Genomic DNA, 16,112 nt, shown 5'->3' on the forward strand with positions numbered 1-16,112 from the left:
CGCCGCCCGAACCGCATCTAACCGAGGCGCACCCTTGCCAGTTGCCGTGACTGGGCGACCAGGCGGTCCGTGCTGTCCCATACCTCCGCGTCCTCCTCCAGGAAGCCGCCGGCGAGGTTGCGGGTGGTGATGGAGACGCGGAGAGGGCCCGGGGCCGGGCGGCAGCGGACGTGCACGGTCAGCTCGACGGTCGGTACCCAGCCGGACAGGCCGAGTTCGAAGGCGGTCGGCGGCAGCGCGTCCACCGCGAGGAGCAGCGAGAGGGGGTCCGGGTCGCGGCCGTCGGCGAGGCCGAACCAGGCCCGCATCTCGCCCTTGCCCGACGGCGATCCGAGCGCCCAGCCCAGGGTGGCGGGGTCCAGCTTGAGCATCAGCCGGTCGGCGATGGCGGAGCTGCCGGAGACGGGGGCGGGTCCGTCCTCGGGTCCGAAGCACTGGTCCATGGGCGGAATCGCGGGCGGCCGGGCCGTCGTACGGACGTCGTCGGGCAGGCCGTCGAGGTCTCCGTACGAGGCGAGCACGCGGATCCGCTCGACCTCGCGGCCCTGGTCGTCGTACTGGTACAGGGACGCCTGGCCGGTGGAGAGGGTGCGACCGGTGCGTACGACGTCGGTGCGGACGACCGCCGGGCCCGGCTGGGACGCGGTGAGGTAGTGCGCGGAGATCGTGAACGGGTCGGCGTGCGGCAGGGCGTCCGCGAGCGCGCGGCCGAGGACCGCGAGCAGGTAGCCGCCGTTGACGGCACTGATGATCGTCCAACCGGCGGACAGGTCGATGTCGTAGACGCCGGGCGCGCGACGGGTGACCGCGGTGTCGCGGTCGAACTCGCTGTCGCCGATCCTGGCCCGTACCGCGTGCACGGAAGCTGCTTCTGACATGCCTGAACGGTACAACAGGTAATTACTAAGCAGTAGCTTTTTCTGTTTCGATCACGTGAAACGGCCCGTGGTCCGCCTCACTCCGGCTCGCTCCGGCACCTCGAATCACTCCGCCACCTCGACCGCCGTCGAGCGGCGGTGCCACGCGCGGGGCGCGCGCCAGTGGTACCGCATCGCGAGCAGCCGCAGTGTGAAGGCCGTGACTACGGCAAGCGCCGAGGTGAGGGTGTTCAGGGCGTCGTAGCGGATGCACAGGGCGACCATCGCGCTGCCGACGATGGCGGGCACGGCGTAGAGGTCGCGGTCCCAGCGCAGCAGCGAGGGAACCTCGTTGGCGAGGACGTCCCGCAGCACACCGCCGCCGACCGCGGTCGCGAGTCCGAGGGTCGCCGAGGCAGTGAGGCCGAGCCCGTACTCGTATGCCTTCGTCGTGCCCGCGACGCAGAAGAGGCCGAGTCCGGCCGCGTCGAAGATGTTCACCCCGAGCTGGATCCGCTCCACCTCGGGGTGGAGGAAGAAGACCAGCAGGGCGGCGAGCAGCGGGGTGAGGAAGTAGCCCAGATCCGTGAAGGCCGCGGGCGGCACGGCTCCGATGATCAGGTCCCGGAACAGCCCGCCGCCCAGCGCGGTGACCTCGGCGAGGACGGCGATGCCGAAGACGTCGAAGTTCTTGCGGACGGCCAGCAGGGCACCGGAGATCGCGAAGACGAAGATGCCGACCAGGTCGAGTGTGTGCTGGACGGACGGGGTGAAGAGTTCCTGAATCACCCGAACATTCTCGCCCAGCACTGAGCCCCTGCCTTCCATTGCAAGGCAGGGGCTCGGTGTTACTTACTTCTCCTTGGCGGGAGCGTCACCCTCGGAGGCTTCGGCGGCCTCGGGGGCGGCCTCTGCGGGAGCGTCCTTCACCGGAACTTCCTCGGAAGCCGGTGCCTCCTCGGAAGCCGGAGCATCCTTGGCAACCGCCGGGGACTCCTTGGCGACCGGCGTCTCCGTGGCTGCCGCCACCTCGGCCGCGACCGCCGCCGACGTCGCCGCGGACTCCGCGAGCACCTCGTCGGCCACCAGCTCAGCCGCCTCCTTCGCGGCGGTCAGCAGCACGGTGTCCTGCGGTGCCTGGTCCTCGAAGTTCTCCGGGTGGTGGCAGGCCACCTGCTGACCGGGCTTCAGCTCCAGGAGCGGCGGCTCGGTGGTCGTGCAGATCTGCGTGGCCTTCCAGCACCGCGTGTGGAAGCGGCACCCGCTCGGCGGCGAGATCGGCGAGGGCACATCGCCCTTGAGCAGGATGCGCTCGCTCTTGGCCGACTTGCGCCGGGGGTCCGGGATCGGCACGGCCGACATCAGCGCCTTGGTGTACGGGTGCATCGGCGCCTTGTAGAGCGACTCGCGGTCGGCCAGCTCGACGATCTTGCCGAGGTACATCACGGCGATACGGTCCGAGACATGGCGTACGACGGAGAGGTCGTGCGCGATGATCACGTACGTGAGGCCCAGCTCCTGCTGGAGGTCGTCCAGCAGGTTCACCACCTGTGCCTGGATCGACACGTCGAGCGCGGAGACCGGCTCGTCCGCCACGACCATCTTCGGGTTGAGCGCGAGCGCGCGGGCGATGCCGATGCGCTGGCGCTGGCCGCCGGAGAACTCGTGCGGGTAGCGGTTGTAGTGCTCGGGGTTGAGACCGACCACCGACAGCAGCCGCTGGACCTCCTTCTTGATGCCGCCCTCGGGCGAGACGCCCTGGAGCTTGAAGGGGGCGCTGATGATCGTGCCGATCGTGTGGCGCGGGTTCAGCGACGAGTACGGGTCCTGGAAGATCATCTGGACGTCACGGCGCATCGGGCGCATGCCCGCGACGCTGAGGTGCGTGATGTCCTTGCCCTCGAACTCGACCTTGCCCGCGGTCGGTTCGAGCAGCCGCGTGATCAGCCGGCCCATCGTCGACTTGCCGCAGCCCGACTCGCCCACGACACCGAGCGTCTCGCCGGACCTGACCTCGAAGTCGATGCCGTCGACCGCCCGTACCGCGCCGACCTGCCGCTGGAGCAGGCCCTTGCGGATCGGGAAGTGCTTCTGCAGGCCGGTCACCTTCAGGAGCGTCTCGCCGGGGGCGGCGTCCTTGGTGAGAGTCGCCGTGCCGTCGCTCTGCGCGGGGATGGCCACGGGTTTGTCCTCTGCTTTGTCACTCACAGCTTCGGCGCAATCTCTTCGGTCCAGATCCGTTCCCGCTGCTCGTGCGTCATGTGGCAGGCGGCCCAGTGCTGGCTGCCGACCTCGGTCAGCTCGGGGCGGACCGTGCGGGTGACGTTGTCCTTGGGGACGTCCGCGTACGAGCAGCGCGGGTTGAAGGCGCAGCCCGAGGGGATGTTGATCAGCGAGGGCGGGGAGCCCTTGACCGGGATCAGCCGCTCGGTCTGCTCACGGTCCAGGCGCGGCATGGAGCCGAGCAGGCCCCAGGTGTAGGGGTGCCTGGGCTCGTAGAAGACCTTCTCGGCCGGGCCCCGCTCGATGCAACGGCCGCCGTACATCACCAGGATGTCGTCGGAGAGCTCGGCGACGACGCCCAGGTCGTGGGTGATGATGATGACCGCGGAGCCGAACTCCTGCTGCAGGTCCCGGATCAGGTCGAGGATCTGCGCCTGGACGGTCACGTCCAGGGCGGTCGTCGGCTCGTCCGCGATCAGCAGCTCGGGGTTGTTGACCAGCGACATCGCGATCATCGCGCGCTGGCGCATACCGCCGGAGAACTCGTGCGGATAGCTGTCGACCCGCTTGTCCGGCTGGGGGATGCCGACCCGGTCGAGCATCTCGACGGCACGCCTGCGCGCCACCTTCTTGTCGACCTTGTGGTGGATCCGGTACGCCTCCACGATCTGCTGACCGATCGTGTAGTACGGGTGCAGCGCCGACAGCGGGTCCTGGAAGATCATCGCCATCTCGCGGCCACGCAGCTTGCGCACGTAGTCCGGGTCGGCGGAGAGCAGTTCCGTGCCGTCGAGCCAGATCTCGCCGGAGATCTGCGCCTTGCGCTTGCCGTACTGGCCCGCGGTGTGCAGGCCCATGATGCCGAGCGAGGTGACCGACTTGCCGGAGCCCGACTCGCCGACGATGCCGAGGGTCTTGCCCTTCTCCAGCGTGAAGCTGAGCCCGTCGACGGACTTGACCAGGCCGTCGTCGGTCGGGAAGTGCACCTTCAGGTCGCGGACTTCGAGGAAGGCGGAGGGGGCGGGCGAGTCCTTGACGGGCTCGCTCACCGCGGCTCCACTCTTGCTGAGTTCGGTCATGAGAGCCTCACTCGGGGGTCGATCACGGCGTACAGCAGGTCCACCAGGAGGTTCGCGATGATCACCGCGAGCGAGGTGATCAGCGTGACGCCCAGGATGACGGGCAGGTCCTTGTCGCTGATCGCCTTGAGAACCGCCTGCCCGAGGCCGGGAAGGCTGAACGTGGTCTCGGTGAGGATCGCGCCGCCGATCAGGGCGCCGAGGTCCATGCCGAGCATGGTGAGGATCGGCGTCATGGTGGAACGCATCGCGTGCTTGCCGATGACGACGGGTTCGCGCAGGCCCTTGGCTCGGGCCGTGCGGATGTAGTCCTCGCCCAGGACCTCCAGCATGGTGGCTCTGGTGATCCGGGCGTACATCGCCGCGTAGAGGAAGGCCAGCGTGACCCAGGGCAGGATCATGCCGCCGAACCAGCCGGTGAAGCTCTCCTCGATGGGCACGTACTGGGCGTCGATCCAGCCCAGTCCGTAGCTGAAGATCGCGAGCGACAGCAGGCCGGTGAAGTAGATGGGGAGCGAGACGCCGCCGAGGGCGACGATCATCGCGCCACGGTCCCAGAGGGAACCGCGCTTGAGCGCGGAGAGCACGCCCGCCGCGACACCGAAGATCAGCCACAGGATGGCGGCACCGAGCGCGAGAGCCAGGGTCACTGGGAAGCGGTCGGTGAGAACCGGCCAGATGGCCTGCTCGTTGCGGAAGGAGTAGCCGAAGCAGGGGGCTGCGCAGTTCGTGACGTCGCCGCCGGCCGCGTAGGTGCGCCCGACGAAGAGGCCTTTGAAGAACTCCCAGACCTGGGCGAAGATCGGGTCTGCCAGACCGAGCTTCTGCCGCACGGCCTCGATCGCCGCGGGGTCGGCCTGCTTGCCCACGAACATCGTGGCCGGGTCCACGCCCGCCCAGCGGGGGACGAGGAAGAAGATGCCGAAGACCACCAGAATGATGACCACCAGCATCACTGCGGCGGCGAAGAGCCGCCTGATGAGGTATGCGAGCACTGCTCTCGGCCCGGCGGCGGTGCCGCGGGCCACCGGAGGTCATCCGGTGGCCCGCGGGTCACGCCGCGCCGGCCTTCACCTGCCTTTCGTGCCGTATGGCGGGTGCGCCGGTCGGTGTTACTTCTTCAGGCCGAGGTTCACGAAGTCGTACTGACCGCTGTAGTTGTCGGTCGTGTAGACGTTCGCGAGACGGCTGGAGCGCCAGTTGATGAACTTCTCGAAGACGAAGGGCAGGTAGTACGCGCCCTCCGAGACCTTGTGGTTGATCTCCGTGGAGATCTCGACCTTCTTCGCCTCGTCGAGCTCCTTGACGTAGTCGTCGAAGAGACCGTCGATCGACTTGTCCTTGATCAGGGCGAAGTTGTTGTTGCCGCTCTCGAGGATGTACTTGCTGTCCCACAGCGGCATGCCGTAGCCCTGGACGGTCGGGAAGTCCGGACCCCAGCCCATGATGATGATGCCGTAGCCCTTCTTCTTCACGTTCTCGGGGCTACCGATGATGCCGGTGGTCTGGGCACCGTCGAACTGGTCGATGTCGACGGTGATGCCGACCTTCTTCAGCGAGGCCTGGAGGGACTCGGCCGTGGCGACCTCGACCGGCTTGTTGTTACGGACCGCGATGGTGGTCTTGAAGCCGTTCGGCTGACCGCAGGCCTTGAGCTCTTCCTTGGCCTTGGCGACGTTGCCGTTCTTGTTCGTCGTGGCCGACTCGTACGGGTCGTACTTCTGGCCCTCGGAACCGGGGACGGACGGCGGCAGCATGTTGGTGCCGATGTCGCCACCGGCGACCGGGCCACCGCGAGCGGTCTGCAGCGACTCGTGGTCGGCGCCGTAGATCACGGCCTTGCGGCAGTGGACGTTGTCGAACGGCTTGACGCTCTGCGGGAAGACCGCGTAGCGGATGTAGCCGGAGACCGGGTTGTCCAGGTTGGCCTTGTGCTGCTTCAGGGCGGTGGTGCGGCCCTGCGGGGACAGACCGGTCTGGCCGATGTCCAGGTCGTAGTCGCCGTTGATCAGACGCTGGTCCATGTCATTGGCGTTGGTGAACAGCGTCAGCGAGATCTTGTCCGGGTACGCCTTGCGGACCGGGTCCGAGGACTGCTTCCAGTTCTCGTTGCGGACCAGGACCAGCTTCTTGTTCGGCGTGTACGACTGGAACTTGTACGGGCCGGAGGAGAAGGGCTTCAGGCCGTACTTCGACTTGGTGTCCTTGTCCTGGCGGACCGGGGACGCCGAGGTCAGGCCGAGGATGTCCTCGAAGTCCGAGTTCGCCTCGGGAAGCTTGAAGATGATGGTCTTGTCGTCCGGCGTCTCGATCGCCTTCAGACCGAGCTTGTCCTTGGACTTGTCCTTGTACGGGCCCGGGTACTCACCCTTGGGGTCGAGCACGTCCTTCAGGTAGACCGGACCGCCGGACAGGACGTCCTGCGCCCAGACGCGCTCGATGCCGTACTTGACGTCCTTGGAGGTGATGGGCTTGCCATCCTCCCAGGTGACCCCGTCACGCAGCGTGTACGTGTAGGTCTTGCCGTCGTCGGAGATCTTCGCCGTGCTGGTGGCGAGGTCCGGGGTGACCTCGGCGCCCTTGGCTCCGGGCTCCGCCTTGCCGGTCACCAGCGTGCGGCTGTAGTACCGCATGAAGTTCCATGCGAAGCCGTAGTAGCCGCGCGTGGTGTCCCACGAGTCGGCGTCCTGGGCGCCCGCGAACTTCAGCTCGCCGCCCTTCTTGACGAGGGAGGCCTGCGCGACCTTGTTGTTGGCTGCGTTGAAGCCGGCCGCGCCGTTCTTCGAGCCGCCGTCGTCGTCGCTGCCGCCGCCGCCGCACGCCGCCGTGGACAGCAGCGCAGCGACCACGGCTGCGGCGGCCGCGGCCTGCTTGCGCCGCCCTGTGGTGCGTTGGGTACTCACTCGGATCCTCCGATATGTAGCGGCCCGTCGACAGATGACGGGGCCCTGGGGGTACGGCAGTTCAGCGGGAACCCTTCGGGTCGAGCGCATCGCGTACGCCGTCGCCGAAGAGGTTGAAGGAGAGCACGGTGATGAAGATCGCTACACCCGGGATCACCATGTACATGGGGTCCGAGTCGTAGTAGTCGATCGCGGAGGAGAGCATCTGTCCCCAGGAGGCGGTGGGCGGCTTGACGCCCACGCCCAGGAAGCTGAGCGCCGCCTCGGTGAGGATGTTGGTCGGGATCATCATCGTCGTGTACACGATGATCGGCGCGACGAGGTTGGGCAGCAGCTCCTTGAACAGGATGTAGAACCGCCCGGCCCCGAGGCTGCGCGCGGCCTCCACGTACTCGCGCTCACGCAGGGACAGCGTCTGACCGCGCACCACGCGTCCCACATAGGGCCAGCCGAAGAAGCCGATCACCAGGATCATGACGAACAGGCGCACGCCCGTACCCGTCAGACCCAGCATCTCGTTCGGCATGACCGAGACCAGCGCGATGATGAAGAGCAGCTGCGGGAAGGCCAGCAGGCCGTCCATCACGCGGCTGACGAGGGCGTCGACCCAGCCGCCGAAGTAGCCGGCGAGGACGCCGAGCACGGTGCCGAGCACCACTGCCACCAGGGCCGACAGGAAGCCGACGAGCAGCGAGATGCGGGCGCCGTAGACGATCCGGGCGAAGATGTCGCGGCCGCTGACCGGTTCGACGCCGAGAAGGTGGTCTCCGCTGATTCCACCGAAGGACCCGGTGGGGGTCGAGAAGAGCGGATCGATCAGGTCCTCGTGGTGGGACTCGGGGTCCTGCCCGACCAGGTTCGTGATCACGGGAGCGAGCAGCGCGATCGCGATCAGCACGAGGACGATGACGCCGCCCGTCAGGGCGAGCTTGTCCCGCTTCAGGCGCTCCCAGGCGATGCGGCCGAGGGAACGACCCTGTACCGCCTTCGCCTCGGCGGAGCCGGCTACGAGCGCCGCCTCCTCGGCCGCGCTCGGGGCGGCTTCGGCCGTCGGCTCGTGCAATGGTGCCGTCATCGTGGCAGGGACCCCTCTCAACCGGCGGTAGCCGGCCCACACTTGCCGCTGTAGCGGCGTGATCAGTCCGTCGTACACGGGGGCGAAACCCCCTGGACCGGGAGTCTTCAACGCCTCGGCGATCTGTTGCCAGACCTGACGGTGAATGGATGCGCAAACGTGATGCTGTCAGGAGGGTTCCGTTATCCGAACGCCGGGTAACGGGGGTCGGACGCGGGAGTTTTGGTACGAAAGGGGCCTCGCAGCCCATTTACCCGCGTAGATCGGGACATACCGCCCACGGGTGATGCGGGAGTGGGAGGCGGTGCTCCACGGGTTGGACTCAACAGGACCCGGATCGTCTCAGGTGCTTCGACCGGATCGTCTCAGACCCGGTGAATCATCTCAGCAGGCGCCCACGTCATCTCAGTAGGTGCCCGGGAATCCGTATCCGCCGGCCGCCGGCGCCTGGGCGGGCGCCGCGTGGGCCTCACGATCGTAGAACGGCCGCGCGTTGATCCGCAGCCACAGGGCCACCGGGTCGTACTCGTCGGACATCGCGACCGTCGACACCGGCAGTCCGTCCGGCACCGCGCCGATGGACTGCTGCATCATCGCCCGCACCGAGTCCACGGCGGGCGGGCTGGTGTCGTACACATCGAGGCCGATGGCCAGATAAGGCGCCCCGAGCGCGGGCTGCACCCAGGCTCGGCGCAGCGATCTGACGGCGGTGGTCCGGTGCGCGTTCTGCGTGAGCAGGGCGTAGAACTGCGGGATCTCGATGCCCGGTTCGGACAGCCTGAGCGGGCCCGCGGGCTGCCGCTCCAGGCCGGTCGAGATACGGCGCAGATCCAGCCAGGGGATGCCGACACCACCGCCCGGCGCGTGCGGGTTCAACCACAGGCCGTAGTGGTCGGGGTAGAGGGTGCGGGCGACGTCGAGTCCGTCGACCACCTCGTACGAACGGTTCCAGCCGCTCGCCGAGAGCTCCTGGGCGGAGGTCACACAGGGCGCGTAGCCGAAGCCCTCGACCTCCATGTTCCCGTACTGGGCGTCGGGCGAGCCCGCCTGGCCGTGCCAGAGCAGCATCCAGACCTGGCCGGACGACGGGGTCGCGAGGGCGCGCAGGAGCGCCTCGTAGGCGTCGTAACGCCCGGGCGTCACTTGGCGCAGCATGTGCTCGACCTGCCCGGCCGCGGCCGTGCCCGACGCGCTCACCTTCTACCGCCCCTTCGTGACATCCCTGACATACAGGTCCATTCGACGGGGCACCGTGCTCGCTTGAACATGGCACCACCCCGACCGAGCCATGAAACCAGCTTAAGTGGCGATCCCGACAGCACCGTTGCGCTCCGCCGGGTTTGGTGTTGAGAGCTCGGGACTTTCTGTTGTTCGCCGCCCGCGGGATGGGGGTGGCTGGGCGCGCCGTTCCCCGCGCCCCTTCGGGACGCGCCCCTGCCGGGCTACGAAAACTAGTGGGCCCAGGTGTAGAACGGGCGCACCTGTGTCCGTAGCCAGTCGCCCACCGGGTCCTGGGCCACGTCCAGGAAGACGAGGTTCACGGGGTGCCGCACGGGGACCCGGCCGAGGGCGCGGCCCACGGCGTCCAGGGGGAGGGTGCGGGCGTCGTCGTGCCAGTGGGCCAGCTCCACGCCGATGAACATCACGGGGTCGCCGCCCTCGATGCTCGCCAGACAGCGGCGGGCGCTCAGGACGACACCGGTCGCGGCGAACTCGGCGGAGGCGGCGGTCAGGAAGTCCACCGGGTCGTGCTGCCAGTCCGGCTGGAAGAGCCGCACCCGGCCGCCGCTGGCCGACCCGTCCAGTTCCGTACGCCCGGCCCGGCACAGCTCGGCCACGGCGGGCGGCGGCAGCGGCACCCCGACCGTGCCGTCCGGGTTCACCACGATGCCCACCTGGGGCGGCAGACCGCGCGCGAACTCGACGGCGGGCGCCACCGTGTACGACATGTGGTCGCCGACGACCTGGCGGAACTGCTGCTCCGAGGAGAAGACCGGCACGTACGCCTGTCCGCCGAACTCCAACGTGGGCAGGTCGAGCGGGCCGCTGTGCGGGCCGCCGCCCTCGGGCAGCGGCACCCACAGGAAGCTGCGGCCCATGACCTCCACGATCCGGGCGCCCGCGGAAGGCGACGCCGCACCGAGGGAGGCGGCCAGTACCGCCTCCAACTCGTTGCCGGGCCAGCCGACATGGGGGTGTGGGTGCGCTTGCACCGGAATGTCCTGTGCCGGGAAGTCCATCTCTCTACCGCCTGCTCGAACCGCCGTCTGCGGCTGTCGAGATTACGCGTACGCGCCCTCCCCCGCCGCAGTCCGTCCGGCGCACCGGGACCTCGGTCCGTCCGGTCACCGGGCCCTCAGTCGCCGAAGTCGACCCGCCGCAGCACGTCCGCCGCGGCACGGTCGATCAGCACCGCCGAACCGCAGCCGTCCGGCAGGTCGCCCTTCTCCACGGAACGCAGCAGCCGGCCGAACGCGCCGCGGTGCCGCGCGAACGCGTACCGCGAGACGCCGCGGCCCCTCTCGCGCTGGCCGTCCAGGGCCGTGCCGGGGTCCACGTCGAGCAGCAGCAGGTGCAGGGCGCCGCCGCGCCGCCGGGCGTCCCGGGCCAGCCAGCTGCGCACCCAGGCCTGTGTCCCGCAGTCGTGCACCACGACCCCCTCGCCGGACCGCAGGGCCCGGCGCAGGCCCGCGTAGTGCGCGGCGCGGACCAGGGGCCGGTAGACCGCGTACGGCAGGAAGCGGGCCAGCCTGCCGTCCCAGCGGTCGCGGGTGTCCTGGGAGTCGATGCGGCGGCCCGTCACCGCCCGGCGCATCAGGGTCGACTTGCCGCTGCCGGGCAGGCCCGTGACCACCACCAGATCGGACGTGCCGAAGCGGAGGCCGTGCGGGCTGTGTCCCGCGCGCTCCCGCAGATCGCGGACGACGGGCGCCGGAAGCGGGCCGCACGCCTCCCCGGCCGGGGCAGTGGGCTGCTTGGGCAGCGCGATGGCCGCGCTCGTGGCGTACGCCGTGGTCCTGTTCACCCTGATCGTCCTCCCCATGGGGTCGGGAGACCCATCCCCGTCGAGTGTAAAGAGAAGGTAATGCGCTGGTCCCCTCATTTCTGTTCTCGTCCTGCCACAGCCCCGTCACAGATCACTGTGGATGCCTGTGGACCCTGTGCGGACGCCGTGCGGCCGGGCCCGGCCGCCGCTCACCCGCCCCCTCGCGAAGAGTCCCCTGCCGCGCCGCTCCGATGCGTGCAATGATGTGCCCGCCAACTGCATACCGGCCGCTTGAATCCGCGCGGGAGAGTTCCGGACACGTCTTGTACGTGGTCCGGGCGCCGAAGGAGCAAGTCCCTCCCTTGAATCTCTCAGGCACCGTTACCGCGCGGGCGAGGCACATCTGAAAAGCGGGCCGTTCCCTGTCACCAGGGCTTCGGCTCCACCCAAGGTGCAAGTCAGTGACCCTCCGGTCGACCGGTGGTCACGGCGAACCTCTCAGGTTCCGATGACAGATGGGGAGGAACGACCTCGCCGTCATGCCTTGGGAGCCCCACCGTGAGCAGTAACGCCCCCGTTGACCCGCGCCATACCGCGCTCGACGCCCTGCATCGTTCGCTCGGCGCGACGATGACCGATTTCGCCGGCTGGGACATGCCCCTGCGCTATGGGTCCGAGCGCGACGAGCACCTCGCCGTACGGACGAAGGCCGGACTCTTCGACCTCTCCCACATGGGCGAGATCACCGTGACCGGACCCCAGGCGGCCGCGCTGCTCGACTTCGCGCTGGTCGGCAACATCGGGGGCGTGAAGGCCGGCCGGGCCCGCTACACCATGATCTGCCGGGCCGACGGCGGCATCCTCGACGACCTGATCGTCTACCGGCTCGCGGAGACCACGTACATGGTCGTCGCCAACGCCTCCAACGCCCAGACCGTTCTCGACGCGCTCGTGGAGAGGGCCGAGGGCTTCGACGCCGAGGTCCGCGACGACCGGGACGCCTACGCCCTGCTCGCGATCCAGGGACCCGAGTCCCCCGGCATCCTCAAGTCCCTCACCGACGCCGACCTGGACGGCCTGAAGTACTACGCCGGCCTGCCCGGCACGGTCGCGGGCGTCCCCGCGCTGATCGCGCGCACCGGCTACACCGGCGAGGACGGCTTCGAGCTGTTCGTGGCCCCGGCCGACGCCGAGAAGCTGTGGCAGGCGCTGACCGACGCGGGCACCCCGGTCGGGCTCGTGCCCTGCGGCCTCTCCTGCCGGGACACCCTGCGCCTGGAGGCGGGCATGCCGCTGTACGGGCATGAGCTGAGCACCGCGCTCACCCCCTTCGACGCCGGGCTCGGCCGGGTCGTGAAGTTCGAGAAGGACGGCGACTTCGTGGGGCGCGAGGCGCTGACCGAGGCCGCCGCCCGTGCCGAGTCGCAGCCCCCGCGCGTCCTCGTCGGCCTGATCGCCGAGGGCCGCCGTGTGCCGCGCGCCGGTTACCCGGTCGTCGCCGACGGCAAGGTCGTCGGCGAGGTCACCTCCGGCGCGCCCTCACCGACCCTGGGCAAGCCGATCGCGATGGCGTACGTGGACGCCGCGCACTCAGCACCCGGCGCGCCGGGTGTCGGCGTGGACATCCGGGGCAGCCACGAGCCGTACGAGGTCGTGGCGCTGCCGTTCTACAAGCGCCAGAAGTAGACCCTGGTACAGCGAGCGCCGGACAGTGAACCCTGGTCCGCGAGCGTCACGAAGTGACCCAGAGCACATCAGCCCAGGTCACCCCCAGTCCCCCTGCATCAGCACTCCCCCGCGTACAGGAGAATTCAGGCCATGAGCAACCCCCAGCAGCTGCGCTACAGCAAGGAGCACGAGTGGCTGTCGGGCGCCGAGGACGGCGTCTCGACGGTCGGCATCACCGAGCACGCGGCCAACGCGCTCGGCGATGTCGTGTACGTCCAGCTCCCGGAGGTGGGTTCCGCGGTGACCGCGGGCGAGACCTGCGGCGAGCTGGAGTCGACCAAGTCGGTGAGCGATCTGTACTCGCCCGTCTCCGGTGAGATCACCGAGATCAACCAGGACGTCGTGGACGACCCCGCGCTGGTGAACACCGCCCCGTTCGAGGGCGGCTGGCTGTTCAAGGTACGGGTCGCGGAGGAGCCGAAGGACCTGCTCTCCGCGGACGAGTACACCGAATTCTCCGGCAGCTAAGGACTCCTGACCGATGTCGCTTCTGAACCAGTCCCTCCACGAGCTCGACCCGGACGTCGCCGCCGCCGTCGACGCCGAGCTGAACCGCCAGCAGTCCACCCTCGAAATGATCGCCTCGGAGAACTTCGCCCCGGTCGCCGTCATGGAGGCCCAGGGCTCGGTCCTCACCAACAAGTACGCCGAGGGCTACCCTGGCCGCCGCTACTACGGCGGCTGCGAGCACGTCGACGTCGCCGAGCAGATCGCCATCGACCGGGTCAAGGAGCTGTTCGGCGCCGAGTACGCCAACGTCCAGCCGCACTCGGGCGCCTCCGCCAACCAGGCCGCGCTGTTCGCGCTGGCCCAGCCCGGCGACACCATCCTCGGCCTGGACCTGGCCCACGGCGGCCACCTGACCCACGGGATGCGGCTCAACTTCTCCGGCAAGCAGTTCAACGTGGTCGCGTACCACGTGGACGAGGCCGGCCTCGTCGACATGGCCGAGGTCGAGCGGCTCGCCAAGGAGCACCGCCCGAAGGTCATCATCGCCGGCTGGTCGGCGTACCCGCGGCAGCTGGACTTCGCCGAGTTCCGCCGCATCGCGGACGAGGTCGAGGCCTTCCTGTGGGTCGACATGGCGCACTTCGCGGGTCTGGTCGCGGCCGGCCTCCACCCGAACCCGGTGGAGCACGCGGACGTCGTCACCTCCACCACCCACAAGACGCTGGGCGGCCCCCGCGGCGGGATCATCCTCGCCAAGAAGGCCTTCGCGAAGAAGCTCAACTCGTCCGTCTTCCCGGGCTTCCAGGGCGGCCCCCTGGAGCACGTGATCGCCGCCAAGGCCGTCTCCTTCAAGGTCGCCGCCTCGGAGGACTTCAAGGAGCGCCAGCGCCGCACGGTCGAGGGCGCCCGGATCCTCGCCGAGCGGCTCACCGCGCCCGACACCCGCGCGGCCGGCGTGAACGTCCTCTCCGGCGGTACGGACGTCCATCTGATCCTGGTCGACCTGCGCGACTCCGAGCTGGACGGCCAGCAGGCCGAGGACCGTCTCCACGAGGTCGGCATCACGGTCAACCGCAACGCCGTCCCGAACGACCCTCGCCCGCCGATGGTCACCTCGGGCCTGCGGATCGGCACGCCCGCCCTCGCCACCCGCGGCTTCACCGCCGAGGACTTCGCCGAGGTCGCGGACGTCATCGCCGAGGCGCTGAAGGCCCCCGCGTCCTTCGGGGAGGCCGACGCGCAGGCGCTCAAGGCCCGGGTGACCGCACTGGCGGAGAAGCACCCGCTGTACCCCGGTCTGGGCCACTAGTCCCGTTTCACCGGGGCACCGCGCACACTGGAAGGTGTGCGCGGTGCCCCGCCCGCCCGACACCCACCACCGCCCTGGTCGCAGCGCTTCGCGCCTTTCGTTCTTCTGCACCACCCCCGCTTTGAGGAGTCCCCGTGGCCATCTCGGTCTTCGACCTGTTCTCGATCGGCATCGGCCCGTCCAGCTCCCACACGGTCGGCCCGATGCGTGCCGCGCGGATGTTCGCCCGCCGGCTGCGCACCGAGGACGTCCTGTCCTCGGTGACCTCGGTACGCGCCGAGCTGTACGGCTCACTGGGCGCGACCGGCCACGGCCACGGCACCCCCAAGGCGGTGCTGCTCGGCCTGGAGGGCGCCTCTCCGCGCACGGTGGACGTGGAGGGGGCCGACGACCGGGTCGAGGGCATCAAGTCCTCGGGGCGGATCAACCTGCTCGACGAGCACGAGATCGGCTTCTCCTTCGACAACGATCTGATCCTGCACCGCCGCAAGACGCTGCCGTACCACGCGAACGGCATGACGCTGTGGGCGTACGACGCCTCGGGTGCCGAGCTGCTGTCGAAGACGTACTACTCCGTGGGCGGCGGGTTCGTCGTCGACGAGGACGCGGTGGGCGCGGACCGCATCAAGCTGGACGACACGGTCCTCAAGTACCCCTTCCGCACGGGCGACGAACTGCTGCGCCTGACGAAGGAGACGGGCCTGTCGATCTCCGCCCTGATGCTGGAGAACGAGCGGGCCTGGCGCACCGAGGACGAGATCCGCGAGGGTCTGCTGGCCATCTGGCGGGTGATGCAGGCGTGCGTCTCGCGCGGCATGTCCCGCGAGGGCATCCTGCCGGGCGGCCTCAAGGTCCGCCGTCGCGCGGCCATGTCGGCCCGCCAACTGCGCGCCGAGGGCGACCCGTTGGCCCACGCGATGGAGTGGATCACGCTGTACGCGATGGCCGTGAACGAGGAGAACGCGGCGGGCGGCCGCGTCGTCACCGCGCCGACGAACGGCGCGGCCGGCATCATCCCGGCGGTCCTGCACTACTACATCAACTTCGTGCCCGGCGCGGACGAGGAGGGCGTCGTCCGCTTCATGCTCGCGGCCGGCGCGATCGGCATGCTCTTCAAGGAGAACGCCTCCATCTCCGGCGCCGAGGTCGGCTGCCAGGGCGAGGTCGGCTCGGCCTGCTCGATGGCGGCGGGCGCACTGGCCGAGGTGCTCGGCGGCTCTCCCGAACAGGTCGAGAACGCCGCGGAGATCGGCATGGAACACAACCTCGGCCTCACCTGCGACCCGGTCGGCGGCCTCGTCCAGATCCCCTGCATCGAACGCAACGGCATGGCCGCGGTCAAGGCCGTCACGGCGGCCAGGATGGCCATGCGTGGCGACGGCTCCCACAAGGTGTCCCTCGACAAGGTCATCAAGACGATGAAGGAAACGGGCGCGGACATGAGCGTCAAGTACAAGGAGACGGCGCGGGGCGGGCTGGCGGTGAACATCATCGAGTGCTGA

The 16,112-nt window shown here is 69.3% G+C and carries 14 protein-coding genes and 2 riboswitches; of the genes, 4 read left to right on the plus strand and 10 right to left on the minus strand.

Translation table 11 applies throughout. From position 1 onward, the window contains the following. Nucleotides 1–17 precede the first annotated feature (17 nt). The 10 genes from JEQ17_RS15120 to JEQ17_RS15165 form a co-directional block, all read right to left on the minus strand. The gene (locus JEQ17_RS15120; protein WP_200395746.1) at nucleotides 18–878 is read right to left on the minus strand and encodes a thioesterase family protein; all 861 of its coding nucleotides are present in this window, start codon (nucleotides 876–878) and stop codon (nucleotides 18–20) included. 105 nt (nucleotides 879–983) lie between these two features. Then, nucleotides 984–1,685 carry a trimeric intracellular cation channel family protein gene (locus JEQ17_RS15125; protein WP_383397667.1) on the minus strand — a complete coding sequence of 234 codons (702 nt, stop codon included), beginning with the start codon at nucleotides 1,683–1,685 and terminating at the stop codon, nucleotides 984–986. A 24-nt stretch (nucleotides 1,686–1,709) separates the two neighbouring features. Then, nucleotides 1,710–3,038, minus strand: a complete 1,329-nt coding sequence (locus JEQ17_RS15130) for an ABC transporter ATP-binding protein (protein WP_234048207.1) — start codon at nucleotides 3,036–3,038, stop codon at nucleotides 1,710–1,712. 23 nt (nucleotides 3,039–3,061) lie between these two features. Next, nucleotides 3,062–4,159, minus strand: a complete 1,098-nt coding sequence (locus JEQ17_RS15135) for an ABC transporter ATP-binding protein (protein WP_200395749.1) — start codon at nucleotides 4,157–4,159, stop codon at nucleotides 3,062–3,064. Next, nucleotides 4,156–5,154: an ABC transporter permease gene (locus JEQ17_RS15140; RefSeq protein WP_200401494.1), complete on the minus strand. Its 999-nt coding sequence runs from the start codon at nucleotides 5,152–5,154 to the stop codon at nucleotides 4,156–4,158. Before JEQ17_RS15140 ends, JEQ17_RS15135 begins: the two co-directional genes overlap by 4 nt. A 117-nt stretch (nucleotides 5,155–5,271) precedes the next feature. Next, the gene (locus JEQ17_RS15145) at nucleotides 5,272–7,062 is read right to left on the minus strand and encodes an ABC transporter substrate-binding protein (RefSeq protein ID WP_200395750.1); all 1,791 of its coding nucleotides are present in this window, start codon (nucleotides 7,060–7,062) and stop codon (nucleotides 5,272–5,274) included. Nucleotides 7,063–7,123: 61 nt separating this feature from the next. Continuing rightward, the gene (locus tag JEQ17_RS15150) at nucleotides 7,124–8,137 is read right to left on the minus strand and encodes an ABC transporter permease (protein ID WP_200395751.1); all 1,014 of its coding nucleotides are present in this window, start codon (nucleotides 8,135–8,137) and stop codon (nucleotides 7,124–7,126) included. 405 nt (nucleotides 8,138–8,542) lie between these two features. Continuing rightward, nucleotides 8,543–9,334, minus strand: a complete 792-nt coding sequence (locus tag JEQ17_RS15155; protein ID WP_200395752.1) for an enhanced serine sensitivity protein SseB C-terminal domain-containing protein — start codon at nucleotides 9,332–9,334, stop codon at nucleotides 8,543–8,545. Between the two features lie 254 nt (nucleotides 9,335–9,588). After that, complete coding sequence (locus JEQ17_RS15160) at nucleotides 9,589–10,377, minus strand: enhanced serine sensitivity protein SseB (protein ID WP_200395753.1); 789 nt, start codon at nucleotides 10,375–10,377, stop codon at nucleotides 9,589–9,591. 116 nt (nucleotides 10,378–10,493) lie between these two features. Then, a complete protein-coding gene (locus tag JEQ17_RS15165; protein WP_200395754.1) occupies nucleotides 10,494–11,180 on the minus strand; it encodes an AAA family ATPase in 687 nt (228 codons plus the stop codon). 235 nt (nucleotides 11,181–11,415) lie between these two features. After that, nucleotides 11,416–11,520, plus strand: a riboswitch (glycine riboswitch). Then, nucleotides 11,521–11,648: riboswitch (glycine riboswitch) on the plus strand. A 33-nt stretch (nucleotides 11,649–11,681) separates the two neighbouring features. On the opposite strand from JEQ17_RS15165, the gene gcvT reads away from it, so the two are divergent. The 4 genes from gcvT (at nucleotide 11,682) to JEQ17_RS15185 (ending at nucleotide 16,112) form a co-directional block, all read left to right on the plus strand. Beyond that, a complete protein-coding gene (gene gcvT, locus JEQ17_RS15170) occupies nucleotides 11,682–12,809 on the plus strand; it encodes a glycine cleavage system aminomethyltransferase GcvT (protein ID WP_200395755.1) in 1,128 nt (375 codons plus the stop codon). Between the two features lie 132 nt (nucleotides 12,810–12,941). Further along, nucleotides 12,942–13,319, plus strand: coding sequence for a glycine cleavage system protein GcvH (gene gcvH / locus JEQ17_RS15175; RefSeq protein ID WP_200395756.1), 378 nt, complete (start codon nucleotides 12,942–12,944; stop codon nucleotides 13,317–13,319). Between the two features lie 13 nt (nucleotides 13,320–13,332). Further along, nucleotides 13,333–14,610 carry a serine hydroxymethyltransferase gene (gene glyA / locus JEQ17_RS15180; protein ID WP_234048208.1) on the plus strand — a complete coding sequence of 426 codons (1,278 nt, stop codon included), beginning with the start codon at nucleotides 13,333–13,335 and terminating at the stop codon, nucleotides 14,608–14,610. Nucleotides 14,611–14,744: 134 nt separating this feature from the next. Then, nucleotides 14,745–16,112, plus strand: a complete 1,368-nt coding sequence (locus JEQ17_RS15185; protein WP_200395757.1) for an L-serine ammonia-lyase — start codon at nucleotides 14,745–14,747, stop codon at nucleotides 16,110–16,112.

Origin of the sequence: Streptomyces liliifuscus, from assembly GCF_016598615.1 — a bacterium.
Taxonomy (GTDB): Bacteria; Actinomycetota; Actinomycetes; order Streptomycetales; family Streptomycetaceae; genus Streptomyces; species Streptomyces liliifuscus.